The following is a 25517-nucleotide window of genomic DNA, read 5'->3' as shown; positions in this document are numbered from 1 at the left end:
CGTGATCAACAGAAGCATATTCCATGTATTAATGAGATAGGTAAATACATTAATTAATGGAACGGAGTAACTATAAGCCACCAAACCATGCACCAAACATAGCACCAACATAAGGCACCCATCCGTATATACCAATAGATTTAACATCCATGCCATACACTTCGTTTAGATAAATAGGGATCCAAAAAACAAACAGCCACCAAATAGGATCAATCGCTGCCGAGGCAATAATTACGCCCCAACTTTGCTTACGACACAACAGCTCTGCGGTAGAAGGGTTGTATTCTTCTTCCTCTTCGTCTGTTACATCGCCATTATCATCAACACGTCTTTGGCCCGTTAAAATGTACTCACGTTCTTGTGCTGTAAGCCAAGGGTGAGAGCTAGGCGGCGCTTTAACTAAAATTAACCACGGCACTAACCAAAGAAAACCTAAAACACCAATAGCAACAAACACCATTTGCCAGCTAAAGTAAATTGTTAAATAGGCAATTAAAGGGATGGCAATAATACCGCCAATTGCCGCGCCAGAATTAAAAATACCCTGTGCTAAAGCGCGTTCTTTAGTCGGAAACCATTCAGCGTTACCTTTAGCAGCACCTGGCCAGTTACCTGCTTCGGCCACACCTAAAATAGCGCGGAAAAAGCTAAAACTAAGTACACCTTGAGCAAATGCATGTGCAATTGTTGCAAGCGACCAAACACCAATTGATAAAACAAAGCCGAGTCGTGTGCCTACCCAGTCAAATATTTTACCAAATATGGCTTGGCCAAAAGCATAAGAAAACACAAACACAATAGAGATATTAGCGTATATTTGTTTACGCTCTAATGCCGATTCATCCGGGAATAAATCCTCAACTATGTCTGGCCAAAGTACACTCAGTGCCTGGCGATCGATATAATTGATAATAGTGGCAAGCGCAATTAGCGCGATAACCCACCAACGTAAGCCTTTAAGTTGCATAATTATTCCTCAATAAAGTCTTCACGAGCTGGGCTAAAGGTATCAATTAAAATACCACCCGTTGGGCAGGTTGCGCCATGATCAGCAAAAGGAGGTATTAAACAACTATCACCGGGCTTTAATATTTTAGTCACGCCATCAATATTAAAATGAAACTCACCTTCAACAACATAAGTAACTTGGGAGTGCCTATGCGCATGGTTATAGCCAATAGCCCCTTTTTCGAACCAAATTTTAACGGCCATGAGTTCTTCGTTATAACCCAGCATTTGACGCTTTAAGCCATTACCTAAGTCTTCAATTTCAGTTTCGTTGCCAAATGAAAAGTGTGCACTTTGCTTTTGCATCCTGTTTACTCCTGGTTATTGTTCATCGCATAAACGCCCAGTCGGCTATTTAAGGTGAATACTTTATTTTGAAATTTAAATGTATTTTTTATTGCGTTTTGAGCTTTATTTATAGCCACTAAATACGATTTACCTTTAATACTCAGTTGTACAAGTACTAAGTCATCTTGCTCGGTAAATTTAAGTGCCGACACTCGACTAACCGCTTCTAATGTATATTCTTTACTTGGGTTGTATTCACCATGGGGTTCTAATACCGATATAAACGTATGCTGCTTTTGCGCGTTTACACGGCGAATAAAACCGTTTTCATTGCGTAAATTAAATTGCGGATCGTTTGCACCAATTTGAGTAAACAAAAACGTCTCGTCACCCTTCACCAAACTGGTTTGCGTATAAAAACGACCGTTATCGTTAAGCCAAGTTACTTTAGCTAAGCCACTTTGTGGTTGTGCCTGCCCTTTTAGCCATAAGTGCTGATAACCATTTTTAGACCCAAGTGCAGCAAGCTGAGTTGTACTGGCTTTTAATTCAAAGCTGGTATCAATAAGCTGACCTTTGTAATGCAGTGGTAAATCAAATTGATGCGCGTTATCGGCAGCAACATTAAATACATCCAGTGCAATGCTGCTTTCAAGCTCTGGTAAATTAATTAATGCCAAGGTACGCTCAAGTTCAACACCTTTATACGCGGTGCTTATTTCACCACTTGATACTGTGCCAAACTCATTGGTTTCAAAAAAGTTTAGTGTAGGATGGTTGTTATTACCCACATCTACATTGGCATTAAAGTGTGTGGTTTCGTCAACCACAACAGTATTGTGTGCAACTGTATGCTTGGCATAGGTTTCGTTTTCAGGTAAGTAGCGCCCGCCGTATTTGGCCTCTACATTTAAAAAACGAGCGGCGCCATAATCAGATACAATTTCGTTACCGTGGTCATAAAACTGCCACGTTAACTTATCAAAATGACCGTGGCCTAACCCTTGAGCTGCTGGCTTAAACAATAAAGCCTGATCGCCGCCTACTTGGGTACGCATAACCACTAAAGCACCTTGCTTACCGTCATTACCATCACCAAAAGCAACCGATTTAAACGAGTAAGGTTTTGCCATATCGCTATCGAGTGCTTGTGCTACTTTTAAGCCATCGCCAGAGAGAATTATTTGATCTTGTTGGTTAGCAATATCTAAATAACCCGCGTCGTTTGTTAAGCCATAAGCAGTAGTAACACCATGCACCAGCTCAATGGTATCTATACCTTTGCTTTTTATTGCATCGTTAATTGGGAAAAACAAACCGTTGTAGCTAAGTTGAATAGTGGTATCAATCGCTTTTAATAAAATACCATCGCGGTATTCAAATATTTTTCTTTGTGGTTCGTTGTTTTCAATTGCCTTCGCAAACGTTACAAACGGCAGTAGTGCAAAGCGTTGATAGTAAGGACCTTCGTTGTAGTAACCTTGTGGCGAAAACAGCATTTCTAACTGCTTAATAAAGCCGCCTTTACCCGACTTTTCTAAATCGTATAACGATTTTTCTACCCACTCTGGCTCACCCAGCACATAGCCTGCCATACCTACACCCGCAGTTGCCCACGTACCATGGTTATGTACTTTATTAAATATTGATGGTTGGCCTACCGATGTAAATAATGAAACCGGGCGTAATAAATCGTTCTCTATTGTTTTAATATTTGCGGCATTTAACGAATCATAAACGAGATCGTATGCTTGTATTGTGTACACAAGCCACATTGCTTCGTTAAGGCTTTGCCAAAAAAACTTACCAGGGTTTTGAGAGTCAACCTTACGCTGTGGGTGTACATCCAAGGTTGGATATAATTTGGCGTAATCAAGTAGCATATCGCGCACATAATTGGCGTATTTATCGTCTTGGCTTAGCTGATAAATAATGCCAGCGTTGTACATAAGTTGGTAATTTTTTTTATGGCGTTCATGTGTATAACCACCACCACCATCTTTAGGTACAGGCACTGTAATAGGGTGTGCTATTTGCTCATCTACTTGCGCTTTTAACAGCTCAAACGCAGTGGCAAACTTGCCACTGCTATTACTGCTAATTGCTTGGCGCATGTGCTTAACATCATCTGTAGTAATTACCAAGTTTGGGTGCGCGGCATGCGCACCCAATGATAAAAACAAGGCAGATACCGCTATAGCAACTGTTTTAAAACGTGTTTGGCATTTTAATAAATACATAATATTAATCTGCCTTATTATTTAAAACGTTATTATTTTTTAACACCGCCGTGTGAGGGCCATTAACTATTAGCTCTTTAACATTAGGTGTTTTTGTGGCATTAAATGTATTGTTTGAAATCTCAGTTTTTGGCTCCCCTACCGTATGCTCAACAACAATTGGGGCCGATTTAACAAATTCATTTTCTTTAATATTTGTTACCTGAACACCATGCACATAAATGCTTGCTTGTGCTTTATTACGCGCCCCAAAACCAACATTATTAAGCGTGTTATTAATCACTTCTAAATGAGGGCCAAATGTACTTTCGTCTGTACCACCTCGATAAAGCTTAATTAGGCTGCCTTCTACATCATTAAAGGTATTGTTATTAACCGTTACGTATTCAGCGTTATAAACACCTAAATCTTCAATTTCAGTATTTAAGCGTAAAATATCCCCTGTCACATTTGTAAAGCTATTACCTGTTAGAATAACTTCATCAGCCATAGCGCCTTTTCCGGTAACAAAAAAGTGGAATGAATGGTTAATATCTAAAGCAATTAATTTTGAATTGGTCATTACAAAACGATAGTTATCAAGCATGCCCCACTTTTGCGTACGCACAATGCTATTATCAATAGCATCTGGTGCATATTCACCAGAAATAAGTAGCCCTTCTAGTTTTAAGTTACCGCCATCGTGTATTTCAAATAAGGTAGAGCGTTGAAAGGTAAGTTTTGATTTACCGCTTTGCTTGGCTTTAATGGTCAAGGTTTTATTAATTTCAACAAGCTTAGACACATCATATTGCCCTGGTGCAAGTTCAAGCACATCACCCGACTGTGCATTATCAATAGCATTTAATAACGCACTAGCACTGGCTTTAACAACATGCGTTTTACCTGAGTCAAACTCAACTATTGCTGGTACTTTTGCATACCAACTAACACCGGTGTCTTCTTTTTTAAGCACTTTTAGGTCGCGCTTTGCACCCACATTTACACTTTTAGATGAAGGGTAAAGTAAGCCGTTACTTGCTTTTTCAAGTGTAATACTTTGCTGTTTTACACCATATTCAAGCTCAGAGAGCACTTTAGTATTTGCTATATTGTTACTTAATACTAACCCGCTAACATCATCAAATGTCGAAAATGGTTGCTTAGCGTCTTGATTAATAATTAAATTATTGTTCATTACGCTATTTTTTGGTGCAGCACTGCGCTCAGCATCGCTACCTGCAGCAAGTTGAATATGACTAACATTTACAAATGTATTGTTTTCAATTGTTGCGTTTTCAACTTGGTGATAACGATTAATAGATGAGTTTGGCACACCGTTCATAACCGTAAAACCACTACCAAAACGATAGCCGGTTAACCCTTGTAGGTAGTTATTTCTAATAATTTGATCTTTATTAATAACGCGAATGCCACCTGTGTGGTCAACACCATTACCAATAAAAATGTTTTCCTCTACAATATTACCGTTACCATGGCGCAGTGTTAATGTGCCACGCGACTCGTAAAATACGTTATTACGAACAATGTTTTTACCGGCTTTAATAGAAACCGTTTCTACTTCACCATTGGTGCGGTCAAAGTAGTTGTTCTCTACTAATGTGTGCGAATCAGTTAATGAATGATGGCTGGTGCCAACTCGTAGGGTTTCACCACCGTTTGAGCCAAAAGTAGGACGATAACCAAAATAGTTGTTATCTATACGGTGGTAATTTTTTTGGCTTTGCACTGAGTTTAAACGAACTGCAACGGTAACCCCTTTGTTTCGTTTACCCACTAAATGGCTATGATCAAAGCGGTTATGTTGTCCATATAAAGCAACCCAGTAATCTGACTCGCGCTTATCTGGATTACTATAATTATCGATCACTATTTGAGTTACGCGTGAATGGTAGGCTAATTCACTTTTATTTCGACGAAATTCTATTACCGCTGAGCTTGGTGTGTAGCCATCTTTAAATACTAAGCCTGAAACCTCTAAGTATTTACCTGCAAGGCGAAGGTTAGATTGACCAGATAAAATTACTTGGCCTTTAGTTTCCGCGGTTAATAAAATTGGGGCGGCTTTACTTCCTTGGCCTGAAAACAAAATTTCGAAATCATTCCAAGTACCATTTTTTAATATTACTTTATCGCCTGCTACTAAATCGGCTGAGATGCTATTAAAGGCTTGTTTATTCTCTACAAAATAATCTTTGGCAGCTAATTGTGTCGATAAGCAACCAGTGAGAACTAGACTAAGCTTTATTATATTCATTAGACGCATAGTTAACTCTTTTTTATTGTGATTTAAATTTAGGCTTTATGAATGTTGAACAACGGTTTTTGTATAAAGCAGTCAATCTAATCAATCGATAATATTGTGTGTTGCGGCGTTTAAACGCTAATTTAAACGCCATTTTGTATTACTTATTTAATTGCTTAAAGTAATCAAAAATTTCTGGTACGTTGCCCTGTCCCATACCCGCATCAAATGCAGCTTGTAGGTTAGCAGAAGAACCTTCGGCAATTTTTGACTCAGTGCCTAAGTCTTCAACCATTTGCAGGAAGTAACCTAAATCTTTGTTTGCATTAGCAATAGAAAAACCAAGATCGCTTACATTATCAACGGCGTAGTTTTTACAAAATTGCATAAATGGAGAGTTTGATGGACCTGTAGACATAATGTCGAAAAGTTGTTGGCGGTCTACACCAGCACGATCAGCCACTGCAAATGCTTGTGACATTGCACATACTGTTGTCATACCCATAAAGTTATTAATTAACTTAGTAGTATGCCCTGCACCTAGCTCACCTAAGTGAAACACGTTTTCGCCTTGATCTTCTAACACTGGCTTAACTTTATTAAATGTATCAATATCGCCCGCAGCCATAATATTTAATAGACCATCTTTAGCGTGTGCAGGTGTACGACCTAATGGTGCGTCAATCATACCTGCGCCTTTAGCAGCTAAATCTGCACCAATTTTTTTAGTAGATGATGGAATAGATGTACCAAAATCAACTAATACTGCGCCTTCTTTAATACCGGCTAAAATGCCATCTTCGGCGTAAACAATTTTTTCAACAACAGCAGATGTTGTAAGACAAAACATAACAATGTCTGACCCTGCAGCAAGCTCTTTTGCTGTGCTTGCTGTTTTTGCGCCTCTAGAAACACACGCTGCAACCGCCTCTTTGTTAAGATCCATAACAATAAGATCGTAGCCTTTGTTTTGTAAATTCTCGGCCATGTTGCCGCCCATTAAGCCAAGGCCAATAAAACCAATAGTAGGTTTTGACATAAAAAAACTCCCAATAATTGTGACGTATACTTATAGTCGAATTATTTATACACCTGATAAGCACACTTTATTTAAATTTAAATTCATTAAAATTATTTACCAAAAAGCTTTGGCTGTCATAACCAAATTAAGTATCCAATTTTAATCAACCTGAATAATTTAGCTTAATAAACAATCTAATTTTAATTTAGAACTGCTCTTCTCTACATTGATAAAGCGTTACATTAGTAAAGAATTACCCTTGAGAATGTAAACACCGTATTACCAACCACTTTAATTGTCAACCAATATAATTTACCAAGCAACAACAAAGTAAGATTTAAAACATACTCTTCATCTAAAAATAAAGTTATTAATATGACGAAAAAACAACCACAGAAGGCAAGCCATTGATTTTAAGTGACTTATATTTATTGCACACCTACCCAACCTAGTGCACCCAAAAATGAAAATTGGTAATAACATTGTAAATTTAATTTAAAGCTTTTTGCTTTGTTACTAAAAAGCTGCAGGCGTAATTGATGGCTCAACTTATTTCAAGACAATAAAAAGGGGGAATTTATGATTTAAGGAACTAATATTAATTAAATTTAACAAAGCTCTCAGAAAAGCTATGCAGGGTAGATGCGCTTTCTTACAGATATAATAAACCTAAATTTAATTTAATAAGAAATGAAATCAATGACTTAAACTAACTATACCTAAGCAACCATGAAAGCCACGGTATTGTTTTTATAGGATAAAGCTATATTGCCAAGCGTTTGATTATTGAAGCTATAAATTGCTAATTTAAAAATATAAGCTAAGTAGAGGTTACAAAGCGAAGTAGTGCTTATCATTTTATACTGAATGCTATTGCTAGGTGCTAGGTATTAGGTGCTATGGCGGGTATTCTGATTTATTCACTAAAAAAGTAAGTCATGCTTTAACATTACAAATGTTAAAGTTAAACGCTTTGGCTGTTGTTTAAATCAATGTTAGATTAATTGGTTACTTATAAAAAATGAAACCGCTAGAAATATATTATATCTAAACGGTTTCATTGGTTAAATTATATTAAAGTAAGTGTATTAACCAAATACTTTCATACGTTCTTCAACCGGTTTAAACTCCTTGTCGCCTGCTGGCTGATCGATAGCGCCAAATACCATTTGTGCATTCAATTCCCAGTCTGCAGCTATGTTCCACTCATCTGCAACTTTTTGATCGATAACTGGATTATAATGTTGCAGGTTGGCACCAATGTCTAAGCTAGCCAATGCTGTCCAAATCGCATACTGATGCATAGCGCTGCTTTGTTGCGCCCAAATTGGAAATTTGTCAGCATACAAAGGTGCAGCTTCTTGCATGTTTCTTACTACGGCTTTGTCCTCGAAGAACAATACCGTACCTGCACCGGCTCTAAAGCCTGCAATTTTATTTTTAGTACCTTGAAATTTTTCGTCGTCACCAACGATAACTCTAAGCGTTTCTTCAGTAATGTCCCACAGTTTGTGATGCTCATCACCAAACAAAACGACGATACGTGCCGATTGTGAGTTAAAAGCTGATGGCGTATGCAAAACCGCGTGCTCAACAAGCTTAACTACTTCTTCGTTAGAAACTGGCAACTGATCGCTTAGAGCATAGATAGAGCGACGCTTCTGTGCTAATTGTTGTAGATCTTTTAAGTTTGACATTTTCAATTCAGACATGAGTATCTCCTGTGGTTGTTCAAATATTTAAGTAATTAAAAAACTAATCTATTTACAGTTACTTACCTAAAAGTAACCAAAAACCGAGCACTAACAATAAATAATTCATTATCTTTAAAAATAACACTTTATCCAGTATTTCATTAATTTTTACCCCTAACCAATTACCTACAAATGCCAGTGGGAAAAAGGCCAGTGCAGTTAAAATTGTCTCACCCGTTAACAAGCCGAACGATAAAGCTGCAATAAGTTTTATTACATTCATCATTGCGAAAAATATCGCCGCGGTAGCAACAAACTTACCCGGAGTAAGCCCTATCGCTGTGAAATAAATAATAATGGGTGGCCCACCCGCATGCACTAAACTGCTGGTAATACCGGAGAACATGGACATTATCCCCGCGCCAATTTTATTACTGAGAATTTTAAGCGAGCTTTTTTTAAAGAAAATATTTTTAATTGAAAAAACAATACATATTAAGGCGATTATCAAGCGTAAGTGCTTTGCATTAATAACGTCTATAATTAAATAAGCAATGAGCACACCTACTATTGCCCCAGGAATTAGGGGCAGAAGTAGTTGATTGTCCCATTTTCGCCAGTAACTTCTTACGCTTAACATGTCGCCAATAATTAATAGTGGCAGCATCAGTGCAATGGCTTGCGCTGCTGGCAATTTTAGCATTAGCAGCGGCACGGCAAACACGCCTAGTGCCCCTGCAAACGCTGATTTTGAAACACCTATCAACACAACAACAGCTGCTATTAAAACAAGTGTTGTAATATCCATACTAGAAATCCGCCGGTAATTCAAACCATAAAGCTTCAAGTTCAGCTGTTGCTTCAAGGTTTAACTCTGTCGCGGGGTCAACCGCAAAGGCATCACCTGCAGCAAATTCTTTACCATCAACCATTACGCTACCTTTTACAATGTGCAGGTAACCAATTTGCTTACCCGAGGCCAGCATAAACGTTTGTTGCGCGTTTAAAACTAAGCGTGACAAGCTTGCATCTTGATTAATTGACAATGCATTTTCGCCGCCCTCTGGTGTAAGTAATGGCGTTAGTGGACCATTTTGCGCAATACTTTTTTGCTCATAACTTGGTTTAATTCCCATTTTATTGGGCTGTATCCAAATTTGTAAAAACTTAACTTGGTCAGTGTTAGATGCATTATATTCTGAATGCATTACGCCACTGCCCGCACTCATACGTTGTACGTCGCCTGCCGGTACAGTGTGCTTATTGCCTTCACTGTCTTCATGCTTTAATGCGCCTTGCATAACATACGAAATAATTTCCATATCGCGGTGCCCGTGCGTCCCAAAACCTTTACCTGGCATAACCATGTCGTCGTTTATTACGCGCAGTGCTGAAACACCCATATGTTTTGGATCGTAGTAACTGCCAAAAGAAAAACTATGTTTGCTTTGCAACCAACCAAGATCGACCGAGCCGCGCTCTTGTGACTTTCTTATATATTTCATTATAAATTCCTTCATCTATTTCAATGAAGCCAGTTTACTACTGTGTTTATACGATTAAAATTAGCTGTTTTAGTATCAATCATTCTATTTAAAAGAATGTTTATTGTAATTCTTCACATTGGTATCTTAGTTCAGCTAAAAAAGCTCTGGCTGCTGGACCTAAGCTGTCGCCATCTTTAAAGATTAAATGCAACTGCATAGAGCGCTTGCTGTTATGTTGTAAAGGGAGTGTTTTGAGTTTGCCCTGTACTAGTTCATTTTTAATAGAAGTTAAAGGTAGCCAAGCAAAACCTAAACCACTGCAGATCATATCAATAGAAGTGCGTAAATGACTCACCGTCCAGCGCTGGTTAGCACCTAACCAGCCTGCATCACTTTTACGATGCATACCTGAGTCGCGCACTACAATTTGACGATGACTTTTTAAATCCTCTGCGGTTAAATCTCTCCCCAAAGAATGTAATGTGTGATCTGGATTAGCAACTGCAATAAAGTCTATTTGGCAAAGTTGCTCACTAAAACCTTCTGTTAATGCAACCGGTGAAATAGCGATATCTACATCAGCATTTTCAATCAGTTCCCTTGCCCCACTCAGTACCGACTCCACCAACTCAATTTGCAGCATTGGGTATTGGGCAGAAACAGTATCAAGCACTTTATACAGCCTTGCTTGTGGAAACATTTCATCAACTGCAATTTTTAGGCTCCCTTCTGTGCCTTGACCAAGAGTATGTCCCACTATTTCCAGCTTAGCGGCTTCATCAAGCAAAAAGTTGGCGCGCTTAAGCATTAGCTCACCTGCTTGAGTCAAAACAGTTTTTCGCCCTTCAATTTCAAATAACTTAACATCGAGCGAGCTTTCTATTTTACCCACCGCATTATGAATACTTGACTGGCTTTTATGAATTCCTTGTGAGGCTTGATTAAAGCCACCAAATTGCACCACAGAGCGAAACATTCGCCATTGCTCTAGTGTGACTCTAAGCATGATTACCTCTTATTGCTTTATATTTTATTTTTGTTGTTAATTCTGCAGGCTATCTTCAGACAAGATAAACTTGAGCAAAACCACACCTAGTTATGATGTATAAATAGATGTGGCTTTTATTCGGATCTCAGGTAATTAGCTATTAAAGCTCAATAGCTTTGGCATTATTTAAGTGGAATAAACTCTTTATCATCACCTGGAATAGTTGGAAAGCGCCCATTTTCCCAATCGTCTTTCGCCTGCTCAATGCGCTCTTTGCTAAATGACACAAAGTTCCAATACAAAAATGGTACTTTTTCAAATTTATCGCCGCCTAACATAATAAAGCGACCGTCACTTGCCAGTGTAATTTCGCTATCGCCTGGCTCTAATAAAATAAACTCATTAGTACCAAACGTTTCACCGTTAACAGTTACTTCGCCACAAATGGTAAATATTGCAGTTTCTTGTTCTGGGTGTGGGCGCTTTATAACACTTCCTTTGCTGGCAACAACATCAATATAAAACATGGGTGAATAGGTTTTAACCGGCGAACTTAAACCATAAGCTTCACCCACCACTAATCGCATCATTACTCCTTCGTGGGTAATGTGCGGTAATTGGTTTTTTTTCACATGATTAAATGACGGTTCAATTTCTGCCATAGCTTCTGGCAATGCAACCCAACACTGTAAACCACTAATTGAATGTGGATTTGCTCGTACTTCAAAACTTTCACGCTCTGAATGGGTAATACCTTTGCCTGAGGTCATCCAGTTAACATCACCGGGGCGAATTTCTAAATTATTACCCAGCGAATCACGATGTAAAATACTACCATCAAATAGGTAAGTTAGTGTTGATAAACCAATATGTGGATGCGGTCTAACATTTATACCTTGGCCCGCAGGGAAATTATTTGGCCCCATTTGGTCAAAGAAAACAAATGGACCTACCATGCGTTTTTCTTGATGAGGTAAAACGCGTTTTACATTTAATCCACCAATATCATGCTCTTTAGCTTTAAGCACTTTAGCCATAATAAACATCCTCTTAAGTTGCTTTATAAAAATAAACGTATGTTATTTGTAATTTATATACATTCAACTATCTACGATTCATATTGTAATTTAATGATAGCCAACATCCGTTGTTCTTATTTAATTAATGAATAACGCCACTTTAGCCCGCAGCATTCTTTCTTTGAGAATGTTAGCATGTCATTGCAATAATACAAAAGAAACCGGTAATTTACATGGTTGTTTTTTATTCTTATTTTAAATTAAACCGTTCTTATTTTTAGGTTAAAACGTGCATACCTGTGAAAATGTTTATACCTGTAAATAGTGCTGCAGTACAAAATACCAAATAGCTTAGCCAGTTTTATCGCAAAGAAAATTCATAGCATACAAGGTATTTAACTTATTAAGTTGTCTATACTTTAAGCTAAAATATAATTTTAGCACTTAAAATAGTACGCTAGCGCAAAAGTATATTTGCATTAATTGCTATTACTGAGCTTGTTTTTTTTACCCTCAATGGCTTAATATTTATACTAATCCAAAGCTTAAAAACAGCTAATACAATATTATACTAATGTTTGAGTAGCCGTTATTTTAATCACACTTAACCTTTGGTACATATTTTGTACCAACAGAAAAACCCCGTATCTAATTAATAAATAACAACAAATAGTTAAATCCATTGAAAAAATGCAATTTTTTAAATTTTTTTCTGGACAATTTATTTTCCTCAGCTAACATCTAGCTAGAACATAGCTATTTCCTCACAACTCTACACGCCCTATGATTTGAGCTTTAACAGACTCTATTTGCGGGAAGTAGATACACACCCTGATATGTATTCGAAGTTTATCTTCATCAGTTTTGCAATTTCAGGCAATTAATTGCCCGCATACTGACATCCGGCGAAGGCTAACAAGCCAACTCCGTCAATTTGACCGAATCCACACATGTGGACGTTCTTAAAGATTTTGCTATCTTAAGGCTATACCCCTGCGCGTCAGAAAAGCCATAAATTTAGCGAAAGGTGCACTGCTGGGCCTATAAAAAAGGTATATGTTGGAATGATGACACTTTCCTCCATGCCCGTAACACATCGGGCAGACGCTAAATCTGGGCATAGCTTTGATGCCAATCGCCACTGGGCGGCTTCTTTAACGCTCGGCTTCTGTGCTCAAAACAGCGGCGATACACGTGTTACGCGCATGAATATTGCTCGTCATTATGGTCCATTACGTGTGCAAAGACCTTTTTACCCTGAAGGCAAAGATGGTTGCTGTCACGTGTATTTACTGCATCCGCCCGGTGGGGTTGTGAGTGGCGATGCGCTCAATATCGATATTTCGCTCACTAAAGGTGCGCATAGTTTAATTACCACACCTGCTGCCAATAAGCTTTATAAAGCCGACAGCAACGGGGTTGCATGGAGCCAAACTACTAATTTAAAAGTGGATGACAACGCCATTTTAGAGTGGTTACCGCAAGAAACCCTCGCCTTTGATGGCTCTCGTGGGGTTCAAGTATTTAACATTGAACTGGCTAAAACAGCTAAGTGCCTAGGCTGGGAAATACTAGGCCTTGGTCGTCCTGCCAGTGATTTGCCCTTTGCTACTGGCTGTATTGAGCAGCGTTTTAAGTTAACCCAAGACGGTAAGCCATTGTGGTTAGAGCGTCAAAATTTAGACCCCACTCACCCTAGATTTAACGGTAAATGGGGCCAAGGTGGTGCTACCGTACATGGCACATTTTGGACAGTTGGCTTAAGCGATCCAACAGCAGCTATTGCTGCACTGCGTGAACAACTACCGCCCAGTAATAATTGGGCCGCTACCTACCGCCGTGACGTTTTATTAGTGCGCTATTTAGGGCACGAACGTAACCAAGTATGGAAATTATTTGAACAGGTACGTAACATACTTCGCCCGCTATTAAGCGGACATCAAGCCACCATACCACGGATTTGGTTAACCTAATTTTTAACTGTTTGTCATGGCTAAAAATGACAACAATAATTCTATCGCCTATGCTCTTTAGGTGATTAATTAAACACTATTATTTACCAAGGTGTTAATTATAAGCAGAGCCTAGTTATTGCTTATGATTAGCCTCTTGGCTGAAGAAAACTGTACCGATATTTTAAACATATCGTCTTAGCTTTTGCTTAGGCGAACACACTACCTGTGCCAATTAGTCATAGGTAATTAATATAACAACATCGAGGACTATGGAGTTAGCGATGGAATTAACACCCAGAGATAAAGATAAATTAATGTTATTCACTGCAGGTTTACTTGCAGAGCGACGCAAAGCCAAAGGGCTAAAACTAAATTACCCAGAAGCAATTGCTCTAATCACCTGCGCTATTATGGAAGGTGCGCGCGAAGGGCGCACAGTGGCAGAAATGATGGCATTGGGTCGTGAAATGTTGACCCGCGACGATGTAATGGAAGGCATTGCTGAGATGATTCAAGACGTACAAGTAGAAGCAACGTTTCCTGACGGTACCAAACTGGTCACTGTGCATAACCCTATAGTTTAAGGAAGTTCGTTATGATTCCAGGTGAATATCAACTAAAAAGTGGCGATATTGAACTGTGTGTTGGCCGTAAAAGCATCACCATTAATGTTGCTAATAAAGGGGATCGACCTGTACAGGTTGGCTCTCATTACCACTTTGCCGAAAGTAACCCAGCACTGAGTTTTGATCGCGAGCAAGCCTATGGTTATCGCTTAGCTATTGCTGCTGGTTTAGCAATTCGCTTTGAACCAGGACAAACCCGTGAAGTATCTTTGATCCCCTATTCAGGTTTACGTCGTCTTTACGGTTTTCGTGGTGAAGTAATGGGACCTTTAGACAATAAACCTAAACAGGAGAGCGTGTAATGAAAATATCTCGTCAAGCCTATGCTGACATGTATGGCCCAACCACGGGTGATAGAATTCGTTTAGGTGATACCGAATTATGGGTCGAAATAGAACATGACCATACCCATTATGGTGAAGAAGTAAAATTTGGTGGCGGTAAAGTTATTCGTGATGGCATGGGTCAAAGCCAACGATGTGATGACGCCGTTATGGACACGGTTATCACTAACGCAGTGATTATCGACTGGTGGGGCATTATTAAAGCCGACGTGGGTTTAAAAAATGGCCGCATTGCTGCTATTGGCAAATCTGGCAACCCTGACACGCAGCCCGATATAGACATTATTATTGGCCCAGGTACCGAAATCATTGCCGGTGAAGGTCAAATTTTAACCGCCGGTGGCGTTGATACCCACGTGCACTATATTTGCCCACAACAAGTTGACGAAGCGCTCATGAGTGGCCTAACCACCATGATTGGCGGCGGCACTGGCCCAGCAACAGGCTCAGTAGCTACAACACATACACCGGGGCCATGGCATTTAGGCAAAATGATGCAAGCCGTGGACGATTTACCGATTAATATTGGTTTTCTAGGTAAAGGCAGCGCAAGCACTCCCGAAGCACTTGAGCAACAAATTAAAGCCGGCGCTATGAGTTTAAAAATTCATGAAGATTGGGGCGCAGCACCCGCTTCTATTAGCAATGCTTTAGATGTTGCCGATCGCTACGACATTCAAGTTGCCATTCATGCTGATAGCCTCAATGAATCTGGTTTTGTGCAAGATACTTTAGAGGCATTTAAAGATCGTTGTATCCACACCTATCATACCGAAGGTGCCGGTGGTGGCCATGCTCCTGATATTATTGTTGCTTGTGCTATGCCTAATGTTTTGCCGTCGTCAACTAACCCGACTCGCCCATACACTATTAATACCGTGGATGAGCACCTTGATATGTTGATGGGCTGTCATCACCTCGACCCCAACATTCCTGAAGATGTAGCCTTTGCCGACTCACGTATTCGCCGTGAAACAATTGCGGCCGAAGATATTCTTCATGATATGGGCGTTATTTCGATGATGTCCTCTGACTCGCAAGCTATGGGTCGCATTGGCGAAGTAGTGTGTCGTACGTGGCAAACCGCTCATAAAATGCGCGTGCAACGTGGTTTATTACCAGAAGATGAAGCACTGGGCGCCGATAACTTTCGCGCAAAACGTTACATTGCCAAATACACTATTAACCCAGCTATCACTCACGGTATAAGCCATGAAGTAGGCTCAATCGAAGTAGGTAAATTTGCAGATTTAGTACTGTGGAAACCGCCATTTTTTGGGGTTAAACCATCAATTATATTAAAAGGCGGCATGATTGCAGGTGCGGCAATGGGCGATCCAAACGCAGCTATTTCTACACCACAACCAGTACATTACCGCCGTATGTTTGGTGCATTAGGTAAAGCAGTAAGTGCAACACGTATGACCTTTGTAAGCCAAGCTGCTATGAATACTGGGCTTGAAGAAAAGCTCGGTTTGAAAAGCCAGCTTGTGGCCTGTAAAAATGTGCGACAAGTGCGTAAATGCGATATGAAGCTCAATGATGCTTGCCCAGTATTAACGGTAGATCCGCAAACGTATGAGGTTCACGCTGACGGTGTATTACTTACCTGCGAACCTGCGACTGAATTACCGTTAGCCCAGCGCTACCATTTGTTTTAATCCATTTTTAGGACAATTTAATGTTTGAATTAACAAAAAGAATAGATAGCAACACACAAGATGCTGTGTTCGATACCCTCACTTTGCCATACGAGTTACGTATTCGTGGTCGCCTAAAAGCAGTGACCGACAATGGTCATGATGTTGGTTTATTTCTTGACCGTGGCCCAGTGCTTCGTAATGGCGATTTACTGCGTGCCAGCAGCGGCGAAGTATTTAGTATTAGCGCTGCCGATGAGCCGGTTACCACTGCATACATAGAAAACGGCTTGCCTTTGGCACGTTTATGTTACCACTTAGGTAACCGCCATGTGTCACTTGCAATTGGCGTTGATGCTGATGGTCGCCATTGGATACGTTTTCCGCCAGATCATGTATTAGAAGAGTTAGCGGTACTTTTGGGCGCGCAATTAACGCACCATCAAGCACCGTTTGATCCAGAATCTGGTGCATATGCACACGCGGGTCGTGAGCAATCGCATGCTCACTCCCATGAACATTCACATGCCGATGGTCATACTCATGCACACTAATACTGAGCCAACACAAAGCAGTGATCTGGCATTATTGGGCTTGATGCAATTGATCAGCCCTGCGCTGCCAATTGGTGCTTTTGCTTGGTCTCAGGGGTTAGAAAGCGCGTTTGAACTTGGCTGGGTTACTAATGAGCAACAACTTGGCGAATGGTTAGAAGGTGTGCTTGACGACGGTTTAACGCGCTGCGAATTACCGGTACTTGCTCGGCTACAAAACTGCTGGGCTAAAAGCGACAGCGAAGGTTTAAGCTACTGGAACGACTGGCTACATGCAAATCGTGAAACTGCCGAACTAAGCGATGAAGATACCCGCTTAGGCTTAGCCCTGATGCGTTTGCTCAACAGTTTACAGTTACAGCCACAAATCGAGCAAGGTCATGCAGCACTACCGCAAGACCCAGGTTATGTCACCGTTTTTGCCTGGTTAGCGCAGCAGCGACAAATTCCAGTACGCCAAAGCTTACTCGGGTTTGTTTGGGGCTGGTTAGAAAACCAACTGGCGGTTGCCTGTAAAGCAATGCCGCTTGGCCATACTGCAGCGCAGCGTTTAATTGAGCAATTACGGCCTAAAATGGTTATCGCAATCGACACTGCATTAGCATTAGCCGACGACCAACTTGGGCCAATTATGCCTGGCTTAGCGCTTGGTAGTGCACAGCACGAAACACAATATTCAAGATTATTTCGAAGCTAATACGCTTCTATATACACAAGGAAAACAGCAATGACACATTGTTTACGAATCGGCGTTGGCGGCCCAGTTGGCTCTGGCAAAACAGCTTTATTACGTCAATTATGTAAAGCATTGAAAGATCACTATGATATCGCCGTGGTTACAAACGATATTTATACCCGCGAAGATGCTGACTTTTTACTTAAACACGACGCACTCCCAGCGGACCGTATTTTAGGAGTAGAAACAGGTGGTTGCCCACATACGGCAATTCGTGAAGATGCTTCTATGAACTTAGCTGCGATTGACGACTTACAAGCACGCCACCCCAATTTAGAAATAGTACTGGTTGAATCTGGCGGCGATAACTTATCAGCTACTTTCAGCCCAGAGCTTTCTGATTTAACACTTTATGTGATTGACGTGTCTGCTGGCGACAAAATTCCACGTAAAGGTGGCCCAGGTATCACTAAGTCTGACTTATTAATAATTAATAAAATTGATATCGCAGAATATGTACATGCTTCGTTAGAGGTAATGGAACGTGACTCGAAAAAAATGCGCGGTGAACGCCCTTTCGTTTTTGCTAACCTTTACGATGGTGTTGGCTTAGAAGAAATCATCAGCTTTATTTTAAAGCAAGGCATGTTACCTGAACGCCGACCTGGCAAACCAAATAGTATTAATTAAGCAACACAACTTTTAATCAAAACACAATTCAATAGTAAAAAATATAAACGGAGAATAGTATGAAAATAATGACCAAATTACTGATGGGATTAGGCCTAATGCTAACAGCTACTGCAGCTTTAGCCCACCCTGGTCATGGCGTTGAAACCCATAACGGTTTTCTTAGTGGCTTGTTACATCCCCTGATGGGTATTGACCACTTATTAGCAATGGCAGCAATTGGCTTTTGGAGTATTCGCCAAAGCACAGCAATGAAACGCGGCGCGCCATTATTTGTAGTTGGCGGCATGGTTTTAGGTGCGGCCCTTGCTTGGAGTGGCTTAAGCTTTGCAGGCGTTGAAACCGGTATTGCAATGACCGTATTACTAGCCGGTATTTTAATTGCCACTATGGCTAAATTACCAACCGTATTAGGCGCAAGCTTAGTCGCTTTATTTATGCTTACACATGGTTATGCCCACGGTGCAGAAATGGCTGAAGGCGCAAGTATATTGAGCTACATGGCAGGCTTTGTTATTGCTACTTTAGCTATCACCTTTATTGGTCGTGGTTTAGGCACACTTATGCTAAAAGCTGATAACCGCGCTACCCGTGCACTTGGCGGTGTTGTTGCTGTAATTGGTGGCGTATTGGCAGTTGGCTAATAGCAACTGAATTTATTATCCCCATTAGGGTAGCTTTACTGTTGCTAACATAGTTGATGCTATGGTTACCCTTACCTTCAAATCAATGACTATCGAGCAGCAGCTAGATAGTCTGCGAGAATAAACCCACTTTTAATGTGGTTAATTTAAACCTCATTATAACTATCTCAGCTAGGAGAAATATCAAGATGAGCGGCACAATCATAAAGCTTTCAAGAAACACCAATAATGCACCAAGCTGCACTGTAGCTACACAAACAGTTGCTTTTTCGCATTACAATAATATTTCAGCACAATTACCGATTGTTCCTAAAAGCGGTAACATTGTGGCTGATGATATAAAAACACAGGCAAAACAGTGTTTAACAAATATTAAAGCGGTTATTGAAAGTATTGATCATGTTATGGACGATGTGATTAAAATTAATGTGTTTTTAAAAAACATCACAGATATTGATGCTGTAAACGACGTATACGCCAGTTTCTTCCAAGACTACTTACCAACACGCACAACAGTTGCCGTGGCAGCTTTACCGCTAGAGGGGGCATTAGTACAAATGGATGCGCTTATCTCTAATGGCGAAGGTACTACTCCACAAGCGCCTTGCGATTTAATTAAAGTAGCAAAAAATAGCAATAATGCACCTATATTCCCAGTGTCTACGCATACAGTTGCTTTTTCTCATTACAATAATATTTCTGCTCAGTTACCTGTCGATCCTAAATCGGGAGAAATAGTAACCGGTGGTATAAAAAATCAGACTAAACAGTGTTTAAGTAATATTAAAGCTATTTTAGAGAGTATTGACGTACCCTTTGACGACATAGTTAAGGTAAATATATTTGTTAAAAACCCAGCAGATATTGACGCAATAAACGAAGTTTATACAACCTTTTTTCCAGACTCAGCTATTGCCAGAGCTGTAGCTTACGTACCAGCAAGATCAACCATGGTTGTTGCAGCACTACCTATGGATGCTTTAGTACAAATTGATGCAGTTATATCCCATGGAGATGGCACACCACCACAAGCAGTTGAGGACAGACACGGCATTATTATTAGAGCAAGTAACACACAAAATGCACCAATTAATGCCCTATCTACACAAACAGTGGCATTTTCGCACTACAACCATATTTCAGCACAATTACCCATTGATGCAAAAACGGCTAATCTTGTAGCTGATGACGTAACAACACAAGCAACACAGTGCTTAAACAATATTAAAGCCATTGTAGAGAGTATTGATCATGTTATGGACGACCTTGTAAAAGTTAACATTCAAGTTAAAAACATTAGCGATATTGCCGCTATTGATAAAGTGTACGCCAGCTTCTTTAAAGGTGATTTGCCAGCAAGAACTGTGGTAGGCGTATCAGCTATCCCTATGAACGCGCTAGTACAAATTGATGCGGTAGTGTCTAACGCTGAAGGTACGCCACCTAAGTTATAATTGTAAACTGGGTTTATAAGCAATGGTGATTAATCACCAACTAAATACAAACATGACTTTAAACGTTAAGTTTGCATAAATAAGGGCAGCGCAAAATCCACTCGGATCTCTACGCTGCCCTTTTTAATTTTTGCGTCTCCACTATTATCTTGAATTTAAGTAATTAAATACAGATTGCACAATATTGAATACAAAAGCTGCCCAATATTTCTGTGTACATAATAATTTCACCTAGTCATAAGTGTATTTTAAATATACGACATTATGTTTACCTGCTTCCCTATTAGCTGGTAACGCCTCGTGCTATGGTTGAAACGTAAACTAGTTAAAAATAAAAGTGTTTAATAAATATGTATTAAATACTCAGTGCACATTCTAATCGTTAACATTAAACGAATAAGGATAAAAAATGAGTAATAATGTAGATATTAATAATCGCCCTGATTACGACCATGTAATACAAGATATAGCTGATTATGTATTAAATTATAAAGTAAGCAGCAAGGAAGCACTCAATACTGCCCGTAACTGTTTAATAGACACTTTAGGGTGTGGGCTATTAGCGCTGCGATTTCCTGAATGCAGCAAACTCCTCGGCCCTATAGTAGCAGGTACTATTGTGCCTAATGGTGCACGTGTACCGGGCACATCTTTGGTACTCGACCCTGTAAAAGCAGCATGGGATATTGGCTGTATTATTCGCTGGCTCGATTATAACGATACTTGGTTGGCCGCCGAATGGGGTCATCCGTCAGATAACTTAGGTGCTATTTTAGCCGTTGCTGATCATCTATCTCAAGTGAGACTGATCAAGGGTGAACAACCTTTAAAAATGCGCGAAGTGCTAGAAGCCATGATCATGGCGCATGAAATTCAAGGCGTAATAGCGCTAAAAAATTCGTTTAATCGGGTGGGTTTATGCCACGTATTATTAGTACGGGTTGCATCTACTGCGGTTGCCACTAAAATGATGGGCGGCAATAAACAACAAATTATGGCCGCTATATCACAAGCTTGGGTAGATGGCTCAGCGCTGCGCACCTATAGGCATGCACCCAATGCAGGCTCTCGTAAATCATGGGCTGCTGGCGATGCAACTTCCCGAGCCGTTCATTTAGCTGATATATCTATGCGTGGTGAAATGGGCATTCCAAGCGTGTTAACAGCCCCGCAATGGGGGTTTTATGATGTCTCTTTTTCTAAAACCAACAAAGACCAAGCACTTAAACCTGAGGCCGAACGGCAGTTTTTATTCACCCAAGGCTACGGCAGTTATGTTATGGAAAATATTTTATTTAAAATATCGTTTCCTGCTGAGTTTCATGCCCAAACAGCCGCTGAAGCGTCGGTTATTTTACATCCTCAGGTAAAAGATCGGCTAGCCGATATTGATAAAATTGTTGTGCGTACTCACGAGTCGGCCATTCGTATTATTTCAAAAACGGGTTCCCTTGCTAACGCAGCCGATCGCGATCATTGTTTACAATACATGATTGCAGTGCCGTTAATATTTGGCAATTTAACCGCTGATCATTACGAAGACGAATTTCATAACGCACACCCGATTATTGATAAACTGCGCAACAAAATGCACATTGTAGAAGATGCACGCTTTACCAAAGAATATTTAGAGGATGATAAACGCTCTATCGCCAATGCTATTCAGGTTTTCTTTAAAGATGGCAGTAGCACCGAGGACATAGTTATAGAATACCCTGTGGGTCATCGTCGCCGTCGTGAGGAAGGGATCCCACTATTGGAGCAAAAATTTAAAGCGAATTTAGCATCCCGCTTTGAGAATAAACAATGCCACACTATTTTCACGCTTTGTAAAAATCAAACAGCGCTTGAGGCCATGCCTGTAAATAGCTTTATGGACTTATTTGTTATTGAGTAAGTACACCGCTGGCTGGTTTATGAAAGCGCGTAGATTTAATTATATGGCCAAGTAGTTAAGGCCATAACTTTAAAAGTCACAACTCGCGCCAATAAGAGGATTTAATATGACTGAGCAAAATGAACACAGTATCGCAAACTTTGCAGCGTTAAAAACCGCCATAGTAAATGCAGAAGAAGAGTCTGTAAAAGCGCTATTAACAAAGCAACCTATGCAATATCTTGAAAAAAGTTACCTAATCGATTTAGCCAAGTTAAACAGCAACCTGGCTATTTTAAAGTTACTCGAAGATATTCCCGTTAAAAAATAGCTCATAGCTCCTTATACTAAATAGCCAATAAAGCTTTGCTAAGTATTAGCACAGCTTTATTTAAATATTTTCAAAGTGATAGCTAATATATTTATTATAAACTTCGCCAGGCTTTAGTATTGAGTTTTCAAAATCTGGAAAGTTTACTGCATCGCTATAATTTTGCGCTTCTAAACACACTCCCTGATCAGGGCTTAATGGTGCGGCTAAAAATGCACCAGTATAAAGCTGTATAGATGCTTGGTCGGTGTACAACGACATTTTAACTTTATTGCGTAATGAGCTTAATACCGCTGCAGCTTTGTTTGCTTGTGGCTGATTTATAACAAAACAATGATCAAACCCTGTTGGCCCTGTTAGTTGTGGGTGCTGAGCTGACTGCAGACGCTGGCCAATAATAACCGGTTGGTCAAAACAAAAGTCACTATTTTTGACACTTAACACTCTACCAGTTGGTAAGCTGTTATTGTCACGCTCTAAATAGCTGGCCGCATTTATTTGTAACGTGAGTGGCAAGCAATTTTGCTCACCTAAATTAAAGTAGCAATGATTAGTAGCGTTAATAGGGGTTGCTTTATTTGTGGTTGCGCTAAAACTCATAGTCAACTTATTATCATGTGATAAATGATAACGTATTTGCATTTCAACCTTGCCAGGAAAACCTTGGTCGCCATCTTCTGAGCTTAAGCTCAAAATCACTTCGTTGGCAGTACTCGATTGCACTTGCCAAAAACGCAGAGAAAAGTTATCCGCACCGCCATGTAAGCAATTTTCACCATCATTTTTACTCAGTAAATATTGCTCACCTTCAAGCTCAAAACTAGCACCACTAATACGATTAGCAACGCGACCACAGGTAGCACCTAAATAATAAGTATCGGTTAAATAACGACTGCTATCGGCATACCCGACTGTCATTTCTGTGGGTGTATCGTTTACCGGAAATAAAATAGATTTAACCCGCGCGCCATAATTTAATATTTCGACCCGCATGCCTTGCTCATTGCTTAATATATAACTGTGTAATTGATTCATTTACTGTTTTCTTGTTATGTCTATTAGAACACAAAAAAATCAAAGCAACCTAAGCTGCTTTGATTCAATACATTTTGCGTTAAACGCGTGAGCAGATAGCTATGGCTGTCATACTCACTAAATACGCGCCTTTCATTACCACCAAGTGGTATACAAAGCGATTAAGATGATCACTACACCCAATGCCGCTATGTTAAAGTTGCTTGAGGTTTTAAAGTTAACATCGTCTAGGCTAACGCTACTGTCTTGGCCTTTATCTGGCTTAGCTAATGATACAATTACACACAATGCTAAACACAGTAAAAATACTAAGCCTACTCTGTCCATAAATGGCAGCGCTACCCAGTAAACTTTTAACAGGATTGAGAATACAGCCGAGCCAATTGCCGCAGCTAACGCACCCGCTGAACTGGCTTTTGACCAAAACATACCCATTACAAAAATCACTACAATACCTGGAGTAAAGAAACCGGTGAATTCTTGAATATATTGAAACGCTTGATCGAACTTACCTAATAATGGCTCTGCCACAACCAAGGCTATAGCTAAAGATATTAATGCAGCTGAGCGGCCTATAAATACATAATGTTTTTGTGATTTACCTGGTTTTAACTTGCTGTAAATATCCATAGTGAAAATAGTTGAAATACTGTTAGTCATAGAGGCAAGTGATGAAACAATTGCCGCCACTAATGCAGCAAAAATAAGACCTTTAATACCTGTTGGCATTAACGCCATCATAGACGGATACGCTTGATCTGGCGTGGTAAGTTGCGGGTATAAAACAACCGCAGCAATACCTGGCAACACTACAATTACTGGCATTAGTAATTTTAAATAGGCAGCAAAGGCAATACCTTTTTGTGCTTCTTTAAGGTTTTTAGCGGCAAGTGCGCGTTGAATAATATATTGATTAAATCCCCAGTAGCTAATGTTCATTATCCACAGGCCACCAATTAATACAGATAAACCAGGTAAACTCATATAATGCGGGCTATCTGGGCTTAAAATCATATCAAAGTGGTTTGGAAGCTGATCAGTTAAAACGCCAAAGCCTGCTATTATTCCGTCGCCATCTGCTACTGCATCAAGTGCTAAGTAACTTAAAAATAAGCCACCAAATACCAGCAGTACTACTTGTAAAATATCGGTATAAGCAACAGCTTTCAAACCACCATAAAGTGAATAAGCCACTGAAAAGAGTGCTAAAAAGATCATCCCGTACATCCAGTCAACACCGGCAACGGTTTCTATTGCTAAACCACCAAGCCATAAAACAGCGGTTAAATTTACAAATACATATACCGCTAGCCAAAACAGCGCTAACACTGTTTTAACTTTGCTATCAAAGCGTTGCTCTAAATATTGCGGCATAGTAAATATTTCATTTTTAAGAAATATCGGCAGCATATATTTACCTACAATAATTAAGGTAATTGCCGCCATCCACTCATAAGATGCAATAGCTAAACCAATCGCATAGCCCGAACCAGACATACCAATAATTTGTTCTGCCGATATATTTGAGGCAATTAATGATGCACCAATTGCCCACCAAGGCAGTGCTTTACTAGCAAGAAAGTAGTCTTCGGTATTTTTACTAGCACCTTTCTCCTCTCGCGAGATCCACAGCGCGAGTACTAATAACCCCACCACATAAGTAAAAAATATGGCAATGTCGAGCGGTTGTAATTTCATAACT

At 39.9% G+C, this 25517-nt stretch carries 22 protein-coding genes and 1 pseudogene; 11 read left to right on the top strand and 12 right to left on the bottom strand.

Going from position 1 to position 25517, the window contains the following annotated elements:
- Window positions 1–73: 73 nt before the first annotated feature.
- The 10 genes and pseudogenes from AAEZ22_RS05360 to AAEZ22_RS05315 form a co-directional block, all read right to left on the bottom strand.
- A pseudogene (locus tag AAEZ22_RS05360) lies at window positions 74–967 on the bottom strand (MFS transporter); the annotation flags it as partial.
- Between the two features lie 2 nt (window positions 968–969).
- Entirely contained in the window at window positions 970–1314 is a 345-nt protein-coding gene (locus AAEZ22_RS05355) for a cupin domain-containing protein (protein ID WP_011328423.1), read from the bottom strand.
- 5 nt (window positions 1315–1319) lie between these two features.
- Entirely contained in the window at window positions 1320–3536 is a 2217-nt protein-coding gene (locus AAEZ22_RS05350; protein ID WP_352296472.1) for a heparinase II/III domain-containing protein, read from the bottom strand.
- A 4-nt stretch (window positions 3537–3540) separates the two neighbouring features.
- Window positions 3541–5802, bottom strand: coding sequence for a chondroitinase-B domain-containing protein (locus tag AAEZ22_RS05345; protein ID WP_352296469.1), 2262 nt, complete (start codon window positions 5800–5802; stop codon window positions 3541–3543).
- 139 nt (window positions 5803–5941) lie between these two features.
- Window positions 5942–6820, bottom strand: coding sequence for an NAD(P)-dependent oxidoreductase (locus AAEZ22_RS05340; protein WP_182683406.1), 879 nt, complete (start codon window positions 6818–6820; stop codon window positions 5942–5944).
- A 1070-nt stretch (window positions 6821–7890) separates the two neighbouring features.
- Window positions 7891–8514, bottom strand: a complete 624-nt coding sequence (locus AAEZ22_RS05335) for a nitroreductase family protein (RefSeq protein WP_217896478.1) — start codon at window positions 8512–8514, stop codon at window positions 7891–7893.
- 58 nt (window positions 8515–8572) lie between these two features.
- Complete coding sequence (locus tag AAEZ22_RS05330) at window positions 8573–9304, bottom strand: sulfite exporter TauE/SafE family protein (RefSeq protein WP_352296466.1); 732 nt, start codon at window positions 9302–9304, stop codon at window positions 8573–8575.
- Between the two features lies 1 nt (window position 9305).
- Window positions 9306–10001 (bottom strand): pirin family protein, encoded by a 696-nt coding sequence (locus tag AAEZ22_RS05325; RefSeq protein WP_011328429.1) that lies wholly within the window; start codon window positions 9999–10001, stop codon window positions 9306–9308.
- A gap of 100 nt (window positions 10002–10101) precedes the next feature.
- On the bottom strand, window positions 10102–10989 hold the full coding sequence (locus AAEZ22_RS05320; protein ID WP_352296463.1) for a LysR family transcriptional regulator: 888 nt from the start codon (window positions 10987–10989) through the stop codon (window positions 10102–10104).
- A 164-nt stretch (window positions 10990–11153) separates the two neighbouring features.
- Window positions 11154–12008, bottom strand: a complete 855-nt coding sequence (locus AAEZ22_RS05315) for a pirin family protein (RefSeq protein WP_011328431.1) — start codon at window positions 12006–12008, stop codon at window positions 11154–11156.
- 1046 nt (window positions 12009–13054) lie between these two features.
- On the opposite strand from AAEZ22_RS05315, the gene AAEZ22_RS05310 reads away from it, so the two are divergent.
- The 11 genes from AAEZ22_RS05310 (at window position 13055) to AAEZ22_RS05260 (ending at window position 22780) form a co-directional block, all read left to right on the top strand.
- Window positions 13055–13963 carry an urease accessory protein UreD gene (locus AAEZ22_RS05310; protein ID WP_350627969.1) on the top strand — a complete coding sequence of 303 codons (909 nt, stop codon included), beginning with the start codon at window positions 13055–13057 and terminating at the stop codon, window positions 13961–13963.
- A 263-nt stretch (window positions 13964–14226) separates the two neighbouring features.
- Window positions 14227–14529 (top strand): urease subunit gamma, encoded by a 303-nt coding sequence (gene ureA, locus AAEZ22_RS05305; RefSeq protein WP_011328433.1) that lies wholly within the window; start codon window positions 14227–14229, stop codon window positions 14527–14529.
- A gap of 11 nt (window positions 14530–14540) precedes the next feature.
- Window positions 14541–14873 carry an urease subunit beta gene (locus tag AAEZ22_RS05300; protein ID WP_011328434.1) on the top strand — a complete coding sequence of 111 codons (333 nt, stop codon included), beginning with the start codon at window positions 14541–14543 and terminating at the stop codon, window positions 14871–14873.
- Complete coding sequence (gene ureC, locus AAEZ22_RS05295; protein WP_011328435.1) at window positions 14873–16576, top strand: urease subunit alpha; 1704 nt, start codon at window positions 14873–14875, stop codon at window positions 16574–16576. Before AAEZ22_RS05300 ends, ureC begins: the two co-directional genes overlap by 1 nt.
- 20 nt (window positions 16577–16596) lie before the next feature.
- A complete protein-coding gene (gene ureE / locus AAEZ22_RS05290) occupies window positions 16597–17109 on the top strand; it encodes an urease accessory protein UreE (protein WP_197108154.1) in 513 nt (170 codons plus the stop codon).
- Entirely contained in the window at window positions 17099–17806 is a 708-nt protein-coding gene (locus AAEZ22_RS05285) for an urease accessory protein UreF (RefSeq protein WP_041454462.1), read from the top strand. Before ureE ends, AAEZ22_RS05285 begins: the two co-directional genes overlap by 11 nt.
- A gap of 30 nt (window positions 17807–17836) precedes the next feature.
- Window positions 17837–18475, top strand: coding sequence for an urease accessory protein UreG (ureG, locus tag AAEZ22_RS05280; protein WP_089368417.1), 639 nt, complete (start codon window positions 17837–17839; stop codon window positions 18473–18475).
- 59 nt (window positions 18476–18534) lie between these two features.
- Window positions 18535–19119: a HupE/UreJ family protein gene (locus tag AAEZ22_RS05275; RefSeq protein WP_179807373.1), complete on the top strand. Its 585-nt coding sequence runs from the start codon at window positions 18535–18537 to the stop codon at window positions 19117–19119.
- 188 nt (window positions 19120–19307) lie between these two features.
- Window positions 19308–20573: a RidA family protein gene (locus tag AAEZ22_RS05270; protein ID WP_352296460.1), complete on the top strand. Its 1266-nt coding sequence runs from the start codon at window positions 19308–19310 to the stop codon at window positions 20571–20573.
- A gap of 409 nt (window positions 20574–20982) precedes the next feature.
- On the top strand, window positions 20983–22470 hold the full coding sequence (locus tag AAEZ22_RS05265; RefSeq protein ID WP_352296457.1) for a bifunctional 2-methylcitrate dehydratase/aconitate hydratase: 1488 nt from the start codon (window positions 20983–20985) through the stop codon (window positions 22468–22470).
- Between the two features lie 106 nt (window positions 22471–22576).
- On the top strand, window positions 22577–22780 hold the full coding sequence (locus AAEZ22_RS05260) for a hypothetical protein (protein WP_352296454.1): 204 nt from the start codon (window positions 22577–22579) through the stop codon (window positions 22778–22780).
- Window positions 22781–22840: 60 nt separating this feature from the next.
- Here the strand turns inward: AAEZ22_RS05260 and AAEZ22_RS05255 are convergent, their stop codons facing one another.
- A complete protein-coding gene (locus AAEZ22_RS05255; RefSeq protein WP_041454464.1) occupies window positions 22841–23815 on the bottom strand; it encodes an aldose epimerase family protein in 975 nt (324 codons plus the stop codon).
- Window positions 23816–23950: 135 nt separating this feature from the next.
- Window positions 23951–25513 (bottom strand): sodium/sugar symporter, encoded by a 1563-nt coding sequence (locus AAEZ22_RS05250; RefSeq protein ID WP_086995003.1) that lies wholly within the window; start codon window positions 25511–25513, stop codon window positions 23951–23953.
- Between the last annotated feature and the right edge of the window lie 4 nt (window positions 25514–25517).

Origin of the sequence: Pseudoalteromonas sp. 20-MNA-CIBAN-0454 (assembly GCF_040308685.1) — a bacterium.
Taxonomy (GTDB): Bacteria; Pseudomonadota; Gammaproteobacteria; order Enterobacterales; family Alteromonadaceae; genus Pseudoalteromonas; species Pseudoalteromonas nigrifaciens.
This window is presented reverse-complemented; position numbering and strand designations above follow the sequence as displayed.